General features: G+C 38.1%; 17 protein-coding genes and 1 riboswitch. Of the genes, 4 read left to right on the top strand and 13 right to left on the bottom strand.

From position 1 onward, the window contains the following. The first annotated feature begins 58 nt into the window (after positions 1-58). The gene (locus I858_RS07870) at positions 59-1,726 is read left to right on the top strand and encodes a DUF2207 domain-containing protein (RefSeq protein WP_065524872.1); all 1,668 of its coding nucleotides are present in this window, start codon (positions 59-61) and stop codon (positions 1,724-1,726) included. A gap of 111 nt (positions 1,727-1,837) precedes the next feature. Next, complete coding sequence (locus tag I858_RS07865; protein WP_065524873.1) at positions 1,838-2,572, top strand: YqcI/YcgG family protein; 735 nt, start codon at positions 1,838-1,840, stop codon at positions 2,570-2,572. Positions 2,573-2,658: 86 nt separating this feature from the next. Here I858_RS07865 and I858_RS07860 read toward each other — a convergent pair whose 3' ends face one another. Beyond that, a complete protein-coding gene (locus tag I858_RS07860) occupies positions 2,659-3,657 on the bottom strand; it encodes a LacI family DNA-binding transcriptional regulator (RefSeq protein ID WP_065524874.1) in 999 nt (332 codons plus the stop codon). Positions 3,658-3,824: 167 nt separating this feature from the next. On the opposite strand from I858_RS07860, the gene I858_RS07855 reads away from it, so the two are divergent. Then, complete coding sequence (locus I858_RS07855) at positions 3,825-4,580, top strand: arylamine N-acetyltransferase family protein (protein WP_065524875.1); 756 nt, start codon at positions 3,825-3,827, stop codon at positions 4,578-4,580. Positions 4,581-4,701: 121 nt separating this feature from the next. Here the strand turns inward: I858_RS07855 and I858_RS07850 are convergent, their stop codons facing one another. The 6 genes from I858_RS07850 to I858_RS07825 form a co-directional block, all read right to left on the bottom strand. Further along, the gene (locus tag I858_RS07850; RefSeq protein ID WP_065524876.1) at positions 4,702-5,640 is read right to left on the bottom strand and encodes an ABC transporter substrate-binding protein; all 939 of its coding nucleotides are present in this window, start codon (positions 5,638-5,640) and stop codon (positions 4,702-4,704) included. After that, positions 5,640-6,185: a hypothetical protein gene (locus tag I858_RS07845; protein WP_065524877.1), complete on the bottom strand. Its 546-nt coding sequence runs from the start codon at positions 6,183-6,185 to the stop codon at positions 5,640-5,642. Before I858_RS07845 ends, I858_RS07850 begins: the two co-directional genes overlap by 1 nt. Before the next feature lie 163 nt (positions 6,186-6,348). Continuing rightward, a riboswitch (cobalamin riboswitch) is annotated at positions 6,349-6,542 on the bottom strand. A gap of 44 nt (positions 6,543-6,586) precedes the next feature. After that, complete coding sequence (locus tag I858_RS07840; RefSeq protein WP_065524058.1) at positions 6,587-7,546, bottom strand: HNH endonuclease; 960 nt, start codon at positions 7,544-7,546, stop codon at positions 6,587-6,589. 789 nt (positions 7,547-8,335) lie between these two features. Next, positions 8,336-8,824 (bottom strand): GNAT family N-acetyltransferase, encoded by a 489-nt coding sequence (locus tag I858_RS07835; protein ID WP_065524059.1) that lies wholly within the window; start codon positions 8,822-8,824, stop codon positions 8,336-8,338. Between the two features lie 103 nt (positions 8,825-8,927). Then, positions 8,928-9,194 (bottom strand): hypothetical protein, encoded by a 267-nt coding sequence (locus I858_RS07830; RefSeq protein ID WP_065524060.1) that lies wholly within the window; start codon positions 9,192-9,194, stop codon positions 8,928-8,930. Positions 9,195-9,410: 216 nt separating this feature from the next. Next, the gene (locus tag I858_RS07825; protein ID WP_083553683.1) at positions 9,411-10,481 is read right to left on the bottom strand and encodes a DmpA family aminopeptidase; all 1,071 of its coding nucleotides are present in this window, start codon (positions 10,479-10,481) and stop codon (positions 9,411-9,413) included. Between the two features lie 143 nt (positions 10,482-10,624). Here I858_RS07825 and I858_RS07820 point away from each other — a divergent pair, with 143 nt between their 5' ends. After that, a complete protein-coding gene (locus I858_RS07820) occupies positions 10,625-11,212 on the top strand; it encodes a TVP38/TMEM64 family protein (RefSeq protein ID WP_157886491.1) in 588 nt (195 codons plus the stop codon). A 13-nt stretch (positions 11,213-11,225) separates the two neighbouring features. Here I858_RS07820 and guaC read toward each other — a convergent pair whose 3' ends face one another. The 6 genes from guaC to I858_RS16960 all read right to left on the bottom strand — a co-directional run bounded on the left by guaC (position 11,226) and on the right by I858_RS16960 (position 14,174). Next, positions 11,226-12,209, bottom strand: coding sequence for a GMP reductase (guaC, locus tag I858_RS07815; RefSeq protein ID WP_065524062.1), 984 nt, complete (start codon positions 12,207-12,209; stop codon positions 11,226-11,228). A gap of 144 nt (positions 12,210-12,353) precedes the next feature. Beyond that, the gene (locus I858_RS17340; RefSeq protein WP_239457235.1) at positions 12,354-12,596 is read right to left on the bottom strand and encodes an anti-sigma factor; all 243 of its coding nucleotides are present in this window, start codon (positions 12,594-12,596) and stop codon (positions 12,354-12,356) included. 96 nt (positions 12,597-12,692) lie between these two features. Then, positions 12,693-13,073, bottom strand: a complete 381-nt coding sequence (locus tag I858_RS17335) for an anti-sigma factor family protein (protein WP_239457233.1) — start codon at positions 13,071-13,073, stop codon at positions 12,693-12,695. Beyond that, positions 13,066-13,293: a sigma factor-like helix-turn-helix DNA-binding protein gene (locus tag I858_RS17610; protein WP_338046082.1), complete on the bottom strand. Its 228-nt coding sequence runs from the start codon at positions 13,291-13,293 to the stop codon at positions 13,066-13,068. The genes I858_RS17335 and I858_RS17610 overlap by 8 nt, the downstream gene beginning before the upstream one ends. Before the next feature lie 78 nt (positions 13,294-13,371). Further along, entirely contained in the window at positions 13,372-13,515 is a 144-nt protein-coding gene (locus I858_RS17605; protein WP_338046081.1) for a hypothetical protein, read from the bottom strand. A 506-nt stretch (positions 13,516-14,021) separates the two neighbouring features. Further along, a complete protein-coding gene (locus I858_RS16960) occupies positions 14,022-14,174 on the bottom strand; it encodes a hypothetical protein (protein WP_157886490.1) in 153 nt (50 codons plus the stop codon). Positions 14,175-14,183: the final 9 nt, after the last annotated feature.

Here is a 14,183-nt window from a genome sequence, read left to right as displayed (position 1 = left end):
ATTTAATCTTTCTGAATTTTTTTACAGACTAGCTCGTAAATAAAGAGAGGTGAAGACGATGTATAAGAAAAAAAGACTTGCAGTGTTGATCACGCTATTTCTATTTACTTTGTTTCCCCTACAAGCACTGGCTGTTGAGTATGCCATTTCTGAAGTACTGATTGAGGCACAAGTTAATGCTGATGGAACGGTAGATGTCACAGAAAATCATACTTATGTGTTTGAAGATGACTTTAATGGAATCAGTCGCGAAATCATACCAAAAGATGGTACAGCAATTCAGAAATTCACAGGTGAAGAAAATGGCAAAAAGTTAAAAGTCGAACGTGAAGGCAATGTGTATAAAATATTCCGCTCAGGCGATGACGAAACTGTAACCATCCAATTGCGTTACGAGATTCAAAACGCTGTTGAAAAATTTGAAGATGGCGCTGAATTTTATTGGCCGTTTTTCGATGACCGCAATGACAGTGACTACGAACAAATGGTCATAACGGTCTTGCCCCCTGCTCCAACTCAACAAGTAGAATTTGTTGGTTATGGTGAAGCGTATGAGACAGGTCAATTAAAAGAAAAAGGTGAGGTTCGTTTTACGATGGGCAAAGTTCCTTCAGGTGCTAACGGAGACGTCCGAGTTGTTTTTGATGCAGAGTTGTTCCCTACACTGTCTGAACAAAATGGCTCGATCAAAATGGAGATAGCTGATGAAAAAGAACGGTTAGAAGACGAAGCTTTGGTGTTTGCAACAAGGCAAAACACCGGTCGATCAATTGGCACCAGTCTGTTACCTGCTGTAGCTGCCTTACTACTCGCCATGACCGCATGGGCTTGGAACCGGACACGTAAAACAAAACAACAAGCAAAACCAAAAACAGATGAGTTTTTGGTACCTCAACAAAAAATGAGCATTCCAGCAACTTTGTATTTCACTCAGTCTTCCATTTTAACGCCTGCTGTAACGGCAGCGGCTTTAATGGAATTGGTTCGCAAAAAGAATGTTGAACAACTTTCAGAAGATCAATTCCGCTTGATCAATCGCAAGACAGAATTTGATCATGAGTCTGTTTTAATTGAATTGCTTTTTGATAAAGTTGGCGATGATGAGTTTTTTAAAACACAAGATCTAAAAAACTATACAGACAACGAACTCAATCATGCTGCTTACAATGATTCAATTACACAATGGCAACAAGAAGTTGCAGCAGAAGTGAAACAACATAATTTGTATGGTAAGCCTCTCTTACTTCGCTGGACAGTCGGATTTATCGGACTAGCTTTAATGGGTTCAGCAGTATTTTTCGGAGTCATGAATCTCTTATTATTAATGGCAACTGCACTGGTTCTTAGTATCTTGTTTGTTGCTTTTTGTTTTTATTCCCCACTTGTTTATGAAGGTCATGTCATTCGAGAGGAATGGAAACACTTACGTTTAGCAATGGAAAATCTTGATAACTCCAAATGGCGTGCGCTCACTTCAGATGAAAAAATGAGGGCTTACGCTTATGTTCTTGGTACGGACGAAAAATCGACAAATGAAAAAACAAAACGCTTTACACAAGCATATAGCGACACGGCTTTCGCAAACTTTGGCATCTTTTATAACCCCGTACTACTTACCGGGCTATTTATCGCAGCCAATACCAGCACAAGCGCTTCAGCTAGTGCATCAGGCTCTATATCTGGTGGCGGCGTGGGTGGTGGTGGTGGCGGATCCGGTGCTTTTTAAATACTTACAAACGACTGAAACTTTTCAGTCGTTTTTGTTTTGTTCTTCGTCCCTTAGGGAACAAGAATAAATACAAGAATTTATTTCAATTGGAAGATGGAGGAACTTTTAATGATTACAACTAATACTGCTCTGCTCACAAAAAAAGATTTTTCAACACGGACAGATTTGCCTGAATGGCTTTTAACTGAATACAAAACTTTTCATGATACGGTGACCGACAAGACGTTTCCATGTTATTTCGGCATGAATGGGGAGAACAAAGGTGAATTGCGTTATGCCTACATTACACAAGACGATTGGCGTAATTTACCGCTTGCGGTTGAATCATTCTTAAGCTTATTCAACGATCCTAAACACAAACGTCACGGATTGTTTATCTTTGTTGAACCGTTTAAACAAGAAGGCACACTAGAAGCATACCGTAAGCAGTTTTGGGACATTCTTCAATACTTGCATGATGAAGATGAAATGGACTGGCCAAAAGACGCACCACGTGATCCTGATCATTATTTATGGGACTTCACGTTCAAAGGCGAACCAATCTTTGTCTTCGGTAATACCCCTGCATATAAGCAACGTAAAACACGTGACCTCGGAAATTCAATGGTTCTGGGATTCCAACCTCGTCGCATTTTTGAAGGATTAAAAGGCACGGAAAAAGGCGGCGTCATGTCGCGTGAAAAAGTGCGTCAACGTGTAGAAGCATGGGATCATTTACCGACACATCCAGACATTAGCCATTTTGGAGATCCTGAACACAACGAGTGGAAACAATTTTTCATTGGTGACGATAGCGAACCGATTAAAGGAAAATGTCCATTCACACATAAAGAACTAAAATAAAGTTACTTGACTTCTAAACGCAAAGAGCCTTACCGATAAACTCGGTAAGGCTCTTTGATACCGTTTGCGCTAATTGCAAGACGGCCTCACAAAATTGCTGTTGTCGCTCTTTCGTAGACGTGAACTTCTTTAGTTACGTGAAAAGCTTCGTTTTGGTTATTGTTGACGATATCAAGCAAACGCTTTACGGTTTCTTGACCTATATTCGCTAAACTAGTCGATGTTCCCACAGACGTTAATCCAAGCGATGAATGTTCACTAATCGCTGAATTGCCAATCCCCATGATGCTAATGTCTTGTGGAATGTTGTAACCTGCTCTTTGGTAAAAGTCCATCAATTGAATAGCAATTTCATCTGTAGCAGCTACAATAGCTGTTGCTTTATTTGGTAATCCCTGCAAGTCTTTCCACACATCAAATAAAGAAAATTTATCTAGGTCAGTAACTATTAAGTGCTTTTTGCCAACTTTAAACTGAGCTTCTTGAAACGCTTGAACAAAACCAAGTAATCCGTCTTTTGTAGATGGACTGCTTAAAGTCCCGCCTACCCAAAAAATTTCTTCGTGTCTTGCGTCAATTAAATATTTTGTGGCTAAATAGCCTGCTTCGATATTATTCAAACTTATCGAATGACGACTCGTTATGCTTGATGAATTTAATAAGACAAATGGAACTGTTGATTGCATTAATTTCTCGTGAGATACTTGTTGAAGCAAAGTAGAAATTACAATAATCCCAGCAGGATTGTTAGACAAGATCAATTCATACATGTCAAGTTCATCTTTTTTTGTAGTGAAATGGATGGTTACTTGATAACCTTGTTGTTGCGTTGTGGTAATGATTGACGGCATTGCATTCAAATAAACTGAATCACCCAATGAATCAACAATCAAGGCAATAGTTGTTAATTTGACTAAAGGAGCAACTTTTTTCTCGATTTCAACTGCATCATAATTCAGTTCACGTACCGCACGCATTACTTGATCGTAAGTTGTTCGCTTTACTTGGTCCGGTTTGTTTAAAACACGTGAAACAGTAGTTTGCGAAACGCCTGCATATTTTGCCACATCTGTTGTTGATACCATTTTGCTCCACCCTGCTTTCTTGCTGTCATAAATAGAGTTATTCATTAAGTCAGTAGTCTGCACTAACCATTATTTTATTCATTGTATCATAATTATTCATGAATAGATAAATGAATAATTTTTCATATTAAATATAAAATTTATTCAAATAAAAGGAGACGTTATTCATGAATAAAGAAAAATACTTGGCTCGTTTTCACGCTAGAGCAAAAAAAGAAATTACTTTCGAGCAACTTGATGAATTACAATTTATGCACATGCAACATATTCCGTTTGAAAACCTAGATGTGATCCGTCGAATACCTATTTACTTAAATCTTGAAAGCATATACGAAAAAGTTGTTGGCAGACAACGTGGAGGCTATTGCTACGAGTTGAATGGCTTATTTCACTGGCTTTTGAGCGAGTTGGGCTATGACGCAAAATTGATAGCTGCTACAGTTCGTAGACCGAATGGGACATGGGCAAAATCTGATACGCATGCTGCTATCATTGTAGAACTTGATCAATCTTACTTAGTAGATGTGGGGTTTGGGGACTCGACACTCCATCCAATTTCACTAAACGGTCGACCTCATAAAGATCACAGTGGTTTATATCGTGTTGAATCACGCGAAGATGATTGTTATGACTTGATTCGTCAAACTCGAGATGATGAAAAGACTTTGTACCGATTTTCAACTGTTGCAAAACAACTCGTAGACTTTCATGAAGGGTGTGTATTCAATCAAGTCTCCAAAAATTCTTCTTTCACACACGCTGACTTGGTTACACGTGCAACTCAAGATGGACGAATCACGTTATCTGGCACTCAATTAACACGTTCTGACAATGGTGAAAAACAAAAATCGGATTTAACTTTTGAAGAGAAACAACTTGTGCTAAAGACTGATTTTGGGATTAACCCAGAATCGCTCTATTGAGGAGTTGTTGTCTTCACTCTCATCAGTCTTCTTGAAGTTTTAAAAAACAAACGGAGAAAAAGAAACTCTTTTTCTCCGTTTGTTTTTTTATAGCCTTATGAAACAGCCGCTTTTATCGTTTTTATTTAAATGCTTCAGGATAAACAGTTTCAGCAACTAACTCAACAGCTTCTCCAATTCTTGGTCCAGGACGTGAAGTGATGTCTGCATCTAAGAAAAAGACTTGGTCATTTTGAATAGCTTCGATGTCGCTCCACCCTTGACGCGCTTTAATCTCTTCTATTGGATCGTCTGTATACGAAACCGTTGTTGTAATGATTTTGGGATTGCGCTTAATTACTTCTTCTTCAGAAATTTTCGGCCATCCTTCAAGATCACCAAAAATGTTTTCAACATTTGCATGATTTAATATTTCTTGTTGGAAAGTTTTTTCTCCTGCCGTATAAAGTTCCGGAGAAGGACTAATTTCAAAATATAGTTGTTTTGTTGCATCGATCGATTCAACTTTTTCTTGTACTTTTTCAATTTGTTCTTTGATTGAGTCGTTTACTTCTTCACCTTTATCTTCAAGCCCCATAACCGTTGAAATTTGTTCAATATCTCCATAAACATCTTCAAAAGATTCGGCAGATTCAATAACAAACACTTGAATACCCGCAGCTTCTAATTCTTCATAACCTGTTGGTGCACCTGTCGAATAACCAATCACGACATCTGGATCTAATTCGATAATACGCTCTGCATTAAAAACAACTGAGTCAGAAACTCGTTCAACTTCTGCAGCTTCAGCTGGATATGTGTCATAATCAGTTGCGCCAATTAATTTATCACCAGCTCCAATTTCATACAATATTTCCGTGTTGCTTGGAATTAAAGAAACCACAGTAGCAGGAACTGTTTCAAATGTTAATGCATTGTCTAAGTCGTCAGTAACTGTATAACTTGTTTGTTCTTTTGGTTTAGTTTCGGTTTCTGATTTTTCTGTTGTGTCAGACTGACACGCACTAAGAGTTAATGCCATTACACCGATGGATGCGAACTTAAATAAAGATATTTTCATTAGCTTTTGGTCACTTCTTTCTTTTTTGGTCTCGTTGGATAAGACTTGCTGACAAATGGAATTTCTTCCACGCCATGATGTTGATTAACATACACAGCCATTGTAAACAAAACATTGGCTAGCAGATGCGCATAATTGAAAAGAATTTCAGGCACGTCTCGTTCTACGCTTACTTTATGTAGAGCACGAACGGATTTTTTCGCTTCACTGCGACAGACGTGCAAAACACAAGCAGCATGCGTTCCTTGTGGCAAAACAAAATTGCCAATTTTGTCTCTTGTGAAGTTTACATAATAATCATACATATTACTTAACATTTGCAAATCTTCATCCTGTATAGCCACTTTCCCGCGAACAGAGCCGTTCAAATGATACGCCATGGGTTGTAGTATCTGCAAGTCTCGTTGAATCACTTCAATATCCTTTGTTAATGACAAAGCTTCCCCAATCCGTGTAGTTAACGAGTCGGTTCGAATTTCAAAATCTACAGTTGCTGCAGATTCACGCATAAATGGATAACAAAGAAACCGCATATCTTTTTTCATCTTCTCACCTCACTTTTAGTTGGTGAAAATCACTGCATTGAACGCTCTCCAAACAGCAAAAAGCCGCCCTCAAAAGAGGACGGCGGCATAACTATTTAAAGACATACTCGAGCAGTCAAAAATAGAGACGTGCCGTATGATTCCCTTATCTTCCGAAGAGTAAAAATACGTTCAAAAAAAGGTAGGTCTCCTGGCTTGTGCATCGATTTACTTTAAGAACCTTCCCGTTTAGCTGTTCAATCTAAACAGTGGTGTTTTCTTATTTCATACGCACTTACAGTTGCGGAAACAGCCTCGGAATGTAACCGAGTTCCCTGTTATGCTGACGAATCAGCACCTTTTTTCTGCATGATTATTCACTTTGTTTTAGTGTAGCACATCCTACAAGACAAAAGATGCATTCAAATCATTCCGTTTTCATTTTTTCGTAGTTTCACTTTGCGCGGTTCGGCAAATACGACTCGTTTGTGCCATCTTAAATAAGATGCATGTTCTGGTGATACAGTTATTTTTAAGTTTTTTTTCAACCGATAAATCGAGTAATCTTCCTCGGGAATTTGGCTTGAGATATGGAGACGTCCTCCCCCAGTAAATGCGATATATCCAGCCAAATACAATGCACAATGATTGGCACATAGCAACACACCATTATAGGGATCTAATCGCTCTGATGTTGAACTGTCTTTCCAAGGTTTGGCATGTGTTGCTCTTAGCACTTCTCCAATCGCAATTCCGCAAAGTGGACATTCTCCATTCCAAAGTGGCAATAAACTTTCTCTAAATTGCGCTTTCCCCCGACGCATCTTCGTTTTGATTTCCAGCTCTGCTTCTGCAATTAAACTAAGCAATGGATCATGTCCGGTTTTCTTGATGACTTCCATTGATAATTCCAATTGTTCGACTTCGAGCGTGAAAATATTTAATGAACTTATCAATTCTAACAACTTTATCGCTAATTCTTCATTACACGGATACAAATAACCAGAGTTGCCACCTGCATCTTCTTGAAATGCTGAATACTTCATTGGCAATAACGGTTCAATTTCTTGGAAGAAATTCTTTACGTGCAATGGGTATTCCAATTCTCGGTAAGCAACATAACTGATAAACGCCGCTTCTTCACCTTGATGTTCGTTGAACTTTTTGGGTATTATACTTTTCGTACAATCTTCTTGAACACGACTAATAGCCACTACAAATCCTTTCACATAATGAAAAACGATATCTCCTTTTTTAACTTCTTGCATACGGTTCCAAGAATGTGGCACCATTCCCGATTTATCCATCTGCGGTGTCCAAAGAAGTCCTGCATTTCGCTCTTCGTGGTACGTCTCTCCTTGCATAACAATGAAACTATTCATGAATGGCCTCCTAATAATAATGTTGATCCAATCTAATGACTCCTATGTAGTAAAACAATTTAATCAAACCCAAACCTCTTCTTCTATTTTAACTCAATTTCAAAGCTTTTGTTGGGTTTAAGAAAAGCGTAAGCGCCCGTGTAGGTCCGACAAGCGCTGGAAGCTTTACCGGCAATGGCGTTTTTCAGCCATTGTGGTAAAGCTGAAGCGACTCGAGGACCTAGGCGCTGAAGCTGGACACTCAAAAGCACAAGCGCCCGTGTAGGTCCGACAAGCGCTGGAAGCTTTACCGGCAATGGCGTTTTTCAGCCATTGTGGTAAAGCTGAAGCGACTCGAGGACCTGGGCGCTGAAGCTGGACACTCAAAAGCGTAAGCGCCCGTGTAGATCCGACAAGCGCCGTCACACAAAAACAGCCACTACACTTCAGCGACTGTTTTACCATTTCCCTATATTCCTCATATACGATTTACTAAAGACCCGTTCACTTATTTCAAAATAAGCGGTCACATGATTTCTTACATTGTGCTTAAATTCATACATTGAACTAGCCGCCTCGCCAATCAACTGCTCTAGACTTTTATACCTTGTACTTATACTAATCCTCATTGACACCGTCAGTTTATCCCCTGGCTGTAATTCTTTTTACACAAAAAGATAAAGCGCTATTTGATGACTTTCTTTATTTGCGATTAAGCCCATCGCTAAAAAATCAACTCCTGTAAAAAACAGCATGGCAACAAGGATGAATTTTGGTCAATTTCAACTATTCTTTGCTCAACGATCTTTTTTATACTAATTTTGACATGTATAGTTCATTTACAAACTCTCCATTAATCTTCAACGAATGACGTTTGATTCCTTCGATTTCGAATCCTGTTTTTTCATACAAAGAAATAGCTGCTAGATTAGATTCAATCACTGTCAGTTCCATACGGCGAATATTCTTCTCACACGCCCAAAACTCTACTTTCTTAAGTAGTTTTAAACCAATTCTTTTGCCACGCTGTCTTTCATGAATACTCATTGCAATATACACAGCATGACGCTTTCGATTTATTTCTTCTCCTATCGCAAACAAATAACCAACTAACTTGCATTCCAGTTCTACTACTAAGATCACTGAAGTTCTAGTTTGTTGAGCAAGCAATTTTTCTAAAATTCCTTTAGTGGTTTTTCTTTCACCTGGGTCGAACATCATCATATTCGACTCCTCTACGTGTTTCATCAATTGATTTAATTGTTCAGCATCCGCTGGTGTAGCTTCTCTAAAAACCATCAGTATTCTCCTAATGTTTTATTTTACTCACATAAAAAAATTTCACTTTTAGTATAAATCGCAAAAGATGAGACAGCAACATCTATGCATGCCTCATCTTTACTTAAAAAATGCTCAAATTAGTTATCAAAATAAGATGCAAGCTTAAACTCAACGTATTGAACAAAATAAGATTGAATTTCCAATCTCCTTTTTTACCAAACAACGCTGCAATTACGCCTAACCCACTAAGCAGGCACGGTAAATGCGGATGAACACTTAAAAGAAATTCAAGCGGTCCCTGTAACCAATGAATCGCCGCTAACGTCAAAGGCAATAAAGTTAAGAAACAGAGAGTAGCTGAAATATACGAGCAATATTTCCTGCTCATTAGAACACCACCTTTTACTGTTCGTTCGCATAGCTGCATCCTAAACTTTGCATAACCAATCAAAAGCATGAAAAAGTCTTTGCACCTACTAACTTTACTTTTTCATTAAAAAACTACTTATGTTATCACTATTAGACTACAGACAATTCTGTAAATTGTAAACAAAAAACTATTTTTTTAATAAATTCATTGCATTTAACCTGAAGTACCCATAGCTTAACGTGGACTAAATATTATATCGTACTTTTCAAGTAAGTTTTTTAATGTAGGTCTGCTGTTGCCATCTCGACCTACCACCACTTCAGCGGTTATCATTGAATTTAACACAGCTTCTTCTGTCGCTTCGCCTACCGCTCTAAATGCTTGATCGATATCTTCTTCGTGAATGGTTTTGATAGTCAAACATTGTGCTGGTTTCATATGCGGAATTTTAGTTGCAGTTGAAAAACCCAGTACGATTTCACCACTGCCATTAGTAATAATCGAACCTGTACGCGACAGACCTGTTACTGAGCGCTTTAATATACGATTCAATTGGCGCTCAGACACTGGAAGGTCTGTCGCCACAACAATCATCACAGAACCTTTATCTTGTTCTTCGAGCGATTGTAAAATCTTTTTCTTTAATTTTTTACCTATAGGATTGCCATCAATGATCAAATCACTAAGCATGCCAAAGTTTGATAGCACTAGCACACCAATCGTGTAGTCTACATTTGTTGCTGTGATGACTCGAGAAGCTGAGCCAATGCCGCCTTTTAAAGAGTAACAAAGCATGCCACGACCTGCTCCGACCGCTCCTTCTTCAAATTCCATACTTGTCTCGTTCAGTGCTTTGTGTACATCTGCTTCTTTGACAAAGCGAGCTCTCACATCGTTTAAAAACATGTCATTGCATTCTCCAATAACGGCATTAACGGTTCCGGTTGTAGTGCCGATCTCTGGGTTTTTCTCCAACATATAGTCAATCACAGCATTTGTTGCTGTGCCAACATTTAATGTATTCGTCAAAACAATCGGTGTTTCAAGTGTTCCAAGTTCTCCCAACTGAATAGTTCCTGTGGTTTTTCCAAAACCATTAATCACATGGCTCGAAGCAATCAATTTTTCATGGAACAAATCTCCCGTATGCGGAATAATCGCAGTTACACCTGTTTGCATATTGCCTTCGCTTAATGTGACATGACCAACTGAAACACCTGCTACATCGGTAATCGCGTTGAGCTTTCCTGTTTTCAAGTTGCCAATTTCTATTCCAAAATCTCGAATGCGTTTTTGGTTCAGCAAATCTTCACTCCTCATCTTCGAATTTTGTCAGTATTTGACTGTCTCACTTATCATACAAGTCAAAATAGGCTTAATATAGTCTTTTTTAGTTTAAATATAGAGCATCCTTAAGTCGAGCTCAACATGGTAAAATAACAGCACAATTGTTTATTGTCTGCAAAACAACAAACAAGAAAGGAAGTACTGCTATCGTAAATGGATCTGTTTTACTGGAATTCTTCTTACTTTTACCCGTCAATTTAGCCGTAGGCGCGCTGGGCTTTGTACCGAGTGTATTAATCACTGCAGTTAACATCCAATTTTTTGGTCTTTATGGCGGTGCTATTTTAACATTGATTGGTGAAATAGCTAGTGCTTTGCTTGGGTTTCACTTATATCGATACGGATTTTCAAAAGCAAATCCTAAATGGCTCCATCACAGGTTTTGGACAAAATTCCAACTACAATCTACTAAACAAGTATTCAGTCTTGTGATATTATTGCGTTTACTGCCTTTTGTGCCTTCAGGTTTTGTAACTGCTGGTGCCGCTTTAACTTTAATCCGCGCAAGATCATTTTGGATTGCCAGTTCACTCGGCAAAATTCCTGCGGTAATAGTGGAACTAGCAACTGTCTATGGCATTATTCAGTTTGTTCCAAAAATCGTTCAATGTAGTTTTTTTAGTATCGTTTTAATCACTGCTTTGTATATATGGATAAAGTCAAAAAAAATCCCTCAATCAATTAGATGAGGGATTTTTGTCATTAATAAACTTTATCACCATTGAAAATGGAGTTTTTTACGATAACATAGTCCACATTTCGGATTGCCATTAGTTTATCTCCACCTGCATATGAAATAGCTGATTGAAGATCTTGTTCCATTTCAACTAATGTATCTTTTAACGAACCTTTATACTCGACAAACATTTTCTTGCCTTCGACGTTTTTCTTTTCCCCTTTTTGGAACTCTGAAGCTGATCCAAAATATTCTTTTAATAGTTTGCCGTCTTGTTCAATTGTCTCACCAGGTGATTCTTCGTGTCCGGCAAATAGAGAACCAATCATTACCATTGAAGCGCCAAAACGAACTGATTTGGCAATGTCGCCGTGCGTTCGAATGCCACCATCTGCAATAATTGGCTTGCTTGCAGCTTTTGCACACCATCGAAGTGCCGCCAATTGCCAGCCGCCAGTGCCAAATCCAGTTTTGATTTTGGTAATACAAACTTTTCCTGGTCCAATCCCAACTTTTGTAGCATCTGCTCCTGCATGCTCTAATTCACGAACTGCTTCTGGAGTTCCAACGTTCCCCGCGATTAAAAAACTGTTCGGGATCAGTTTCTTCACATGATGAATCATATCGATCACGGCATTCGAATGACCATGAGCCACATCAATCGTGATATATTCAGGTATAACCTGTTCATCAGCTAATAATTGAACAAAATCATATTCTTCTGGTTTGATACCGACACTTATTGACGCGAAAAGCCCACGTTGTTGCATGTCTTTTGCGAAAGCCAAACGTTTTTCCGGCTCAAATCTATGCATAATATAAAAATAATTGTTTTCCGCTAAATACCCTGCAAGTTTTTCGTCTACAATGGTTTGCATATTGGCTGGAACAACTGGTAATTTAAACGTACGTCCACCAAATTCGACTGTCGCATCACACTCTGAGCGACTGTTCACTATTGCTTTTGCAGGAACTAATTGAATATCTTCGTAATCAAATACATTTTCCATTATTTACACTCCTATACACGAATGATATATCTATATACCTCATTATTGTTCGTCCATATGATAATGTACTAAATTTCAAGGAAAATGTCAAAGTATAATTTACTTAGTAAATAAAATAAAAAAACTGATCGCTTTAGCGATCAGTTAAATCTCGGAACTTAAGACGATTTCACCTTTAGGAGAAACATTCCCTGTATTCGGTTCTAATGTAATAGCAATCGTATCCCAATCTTTCGCTGCATCTTCAATCTGGTAATAACTTGCGCCTTCTCCGTTAGGATTAGGTGAAAATGCTCCAGCTGGAACTGGCTTACCATCTTTGATCAGCCAAACTTGATAAACTTGACTGGCTTCAAGTTCGGTTAATTGATCTGCTTGTACAACCAAATTTACAGCACTTCTTCTTCGATCATTGCTGCTGTGGCAGTTCCCGTAAATGTCTCATTTGACTGTAATTGAATCGACTGGATAGCCGTTTCAGTCTCACTCTCTTGGTCTGACAGCTGAAAAAATGCATAAGCATTGCCCACAAGCGACAACAGTAAATACTGCTGCAAGAAGTGGTTTCCAACCATTTTCTTTGCGTTTATTTTTGTGAATAGGTATTGGAGACATGGCAGGTTTTAATGCTCCAGGTTGTTTGTCTTTTTCTACATCTTCTTCAAAGACGTTAGACAAAATTCGCGCTTTCATATCTGTCGGTGGTTCCACTGGATCCGCAAGATAAGGGAGCTCGCTTGTAGCTTCTACTATTTCTTGGCATTCGGTACAAGTTTTCAAGTGTTGCTCAAATTGCACAGTTTCTTCTTTAGGCAATGTGCCGTTCAAATAATCTACTAAATACTCGCAATCTATATTAGTCATCGTAAGCCCCCCTTTCCTGCATCTCGTGCAGTGATGTTTTTAATTTTTTTAAAGCTAGTCGAATCCGACTCTTTACAGTTCCTAGTGGAATATCACACATTTCTGCGATGACTTCATGTGTATGTCCTTTAAAATAAAATAAATCAACCATTTTTTGCTGCTCTGCCGATAAATGTTGTACGGCCATTTCTATTTGTGTTTTCTTTTCTTGCCAAACCATTTGTTCTTCAACTGGGTATCATTACTGACCATTTGTGCTGCTTCTTCAATTGGAACCGTTGGTTTTTTCGTTTACGTATTAAGTCAATTGCTGTATTCTGTGCCATTCGGAATAACCAAGAAGTAAATTTCCCTTACTTTCGTCATAAATCCCTTTGCCACGCCAGATTTTGATGAAGACTTCTTGCAAGGCTTCTTCTGCTAACCCACGATCTTCAACCATCTTATATAAAAAAGAAAAAAGGATTTTTTCGTAGCGGTCGTATAATTGTTCGAGTGCGTCTTTGTCTGTTTACTAACTCGCAAATATAAGCTTGTATCGGTACTATTCTCCATTCTGTATCTCCTTTTTCACGTATTTCATATTACTAGCTTACTATACTTCCCGCTACAGGAAAAACTTTTCTTTTTATTCTGTTTCTTAAAATCTTATTTCAAGAAATAATAAACAGCTTTCCATTTATTTCTCTTACCTATACTACGTAAGTAACCGGTAATTAGTTCACTTTTTACATGATGGATTGCGATTTGTGTCTTTTATGTGTTTACAAACTATTTCTCATAAAAAAACCACTTCTAGAAATTCAGAAGTGAAACAGCGATAAAACCTTTTTTAATGGATCAACGTATTTTCTTCTAAAGGTACAATAAATTATTTATTTTTAGGTAGTATTGATTTTTTCTCTACGAAATAAAGAATTAACATAACCACTGCGGGTATCATCGGCATCAAAACCTCAATTCTGTAAGGTAAAGTAAAGGTGCTAGTAATGCCCCACCACCGAAAAGAAGTGCTGCTAATGCTTTATTTTTAATGCCATAAGCCACTAATAAAAGTCCTATTGTAATGATGACAATAAAAAATACCATTATACCATTCATTCTTTCACT

It is taken from the genome of Planococcus versutus, from assembly GCF_001186155.3.
Taxonomy (GTDB): domain Bacteria; phylum Bacillota; class Bacilli; order Bacillales_A; family Planococcaceae; genus Planococcus; species Planococcus versutus.
The sequence above is the reverse complement of the archived record's forward strand: the minus strand, read 5'-3'. Positions and strand labels throughout refer to the sequence as shown.

Excerpts from the sequence above, each read along its gene's own strand:
- I858_RS17610 (WP_338046082.1), bottom strand. The coding sequence starts at position 13,293 with ATGGTTTGGCAAGAAAAGAAAACACAAATAGAAATGGCCGTACAACAT.
- I858_RS07835 (WP_065524059.1), bottom strand. The coding sequence starts at position 8,824 with ATGGTTTTTAGAGAAGCTACACCAGCGGATGCTGAACAATTAAATCAA.
- guaC (WP_065524062.1), bottom strand. The coding sequence starts at position 12,209 with ATGGAAAATGTATTTGATTACGAAGATATTCAATTAGTTCCTGCAAAA.
- I858_RS07840 (WP_065524058.1), bottom strand. The coding sequence starts at position 7,546 with ATGAATAGTTTCATTGTTATGCAAGGAGAGACGTACCACGAAGAGCGA.
- I858_RS07860 (WP_065524874.1), bottom strand. The coding sequence starts at position 3,657 with ATGGTATCAACAACAGATGTGGCAAAATATGCAGGCGTTTCGCAAACT.
- I858_RS17605 (WP_338046081.1), bottom strand. The coding sequence starts at position 13,515 with ATGGTTGAAGATCGTGGGTTAGCAGAAGAAGCCTTGCAAGAAGTCTTC.
- I858_RS07850 (WP_065524876.1), bottom strand. The coding sequence starts at position 5,640 with ATGAAAATATCTTTATTTAAGTTCGCATCCATCGGTGTAATGGCATTA.
- I858_RS07845 (WP_065524877.1), bottom strand. The coding sequence starts at position 6,185 with ATGAAAAAAGATATGCGGTTTCTTTGTTATCCATTTATGCGTGAATCT.
- I858_RS07870 (WP_065524872.1), top strand. The coding sequence starts at position 59 with ATGTATAAGAAAAAAAGACTTGCAGTGTTGATCACGCTATTTCTATTT.
- I858_RS07855 (WP_065524875.1), top strand. The coding sequence starts at position 3,825 with ATGAATAAAGAAAAATACTTGGCTCGTTTTCACGCTAGAGCAAAAAAA.
- I858_RS17335 (WP_239457233.1), bottom strand. The coding sequence starts at position 13,073 with ATGACTAATATAGATTGCGAGTATTTAGTAGATTATTTGAACGGCACA.
- I858_RS07865 (WP_065524873.1), top strand. The coding sequence starts at position 1,838 with ATGATTACAACTAATACTGCTCTGCTCACAAAAAAAGATTTTTCAACA.
- I858_RS16960 (WP_157886490.1), bottom strand. The coding sequence starts at position 14,174 with ATGAATGGTATAATGGTATTTTTTATTGTCATCATTACAATAGGACTT.
- I858_RS07830 (WP_065524060.1), bottom strand. The coding sequence starts at position 9,194 with ATGAGCAGGAAATATTGCTCGTATATTTCAGCTACTCTCTGTTTCTTA.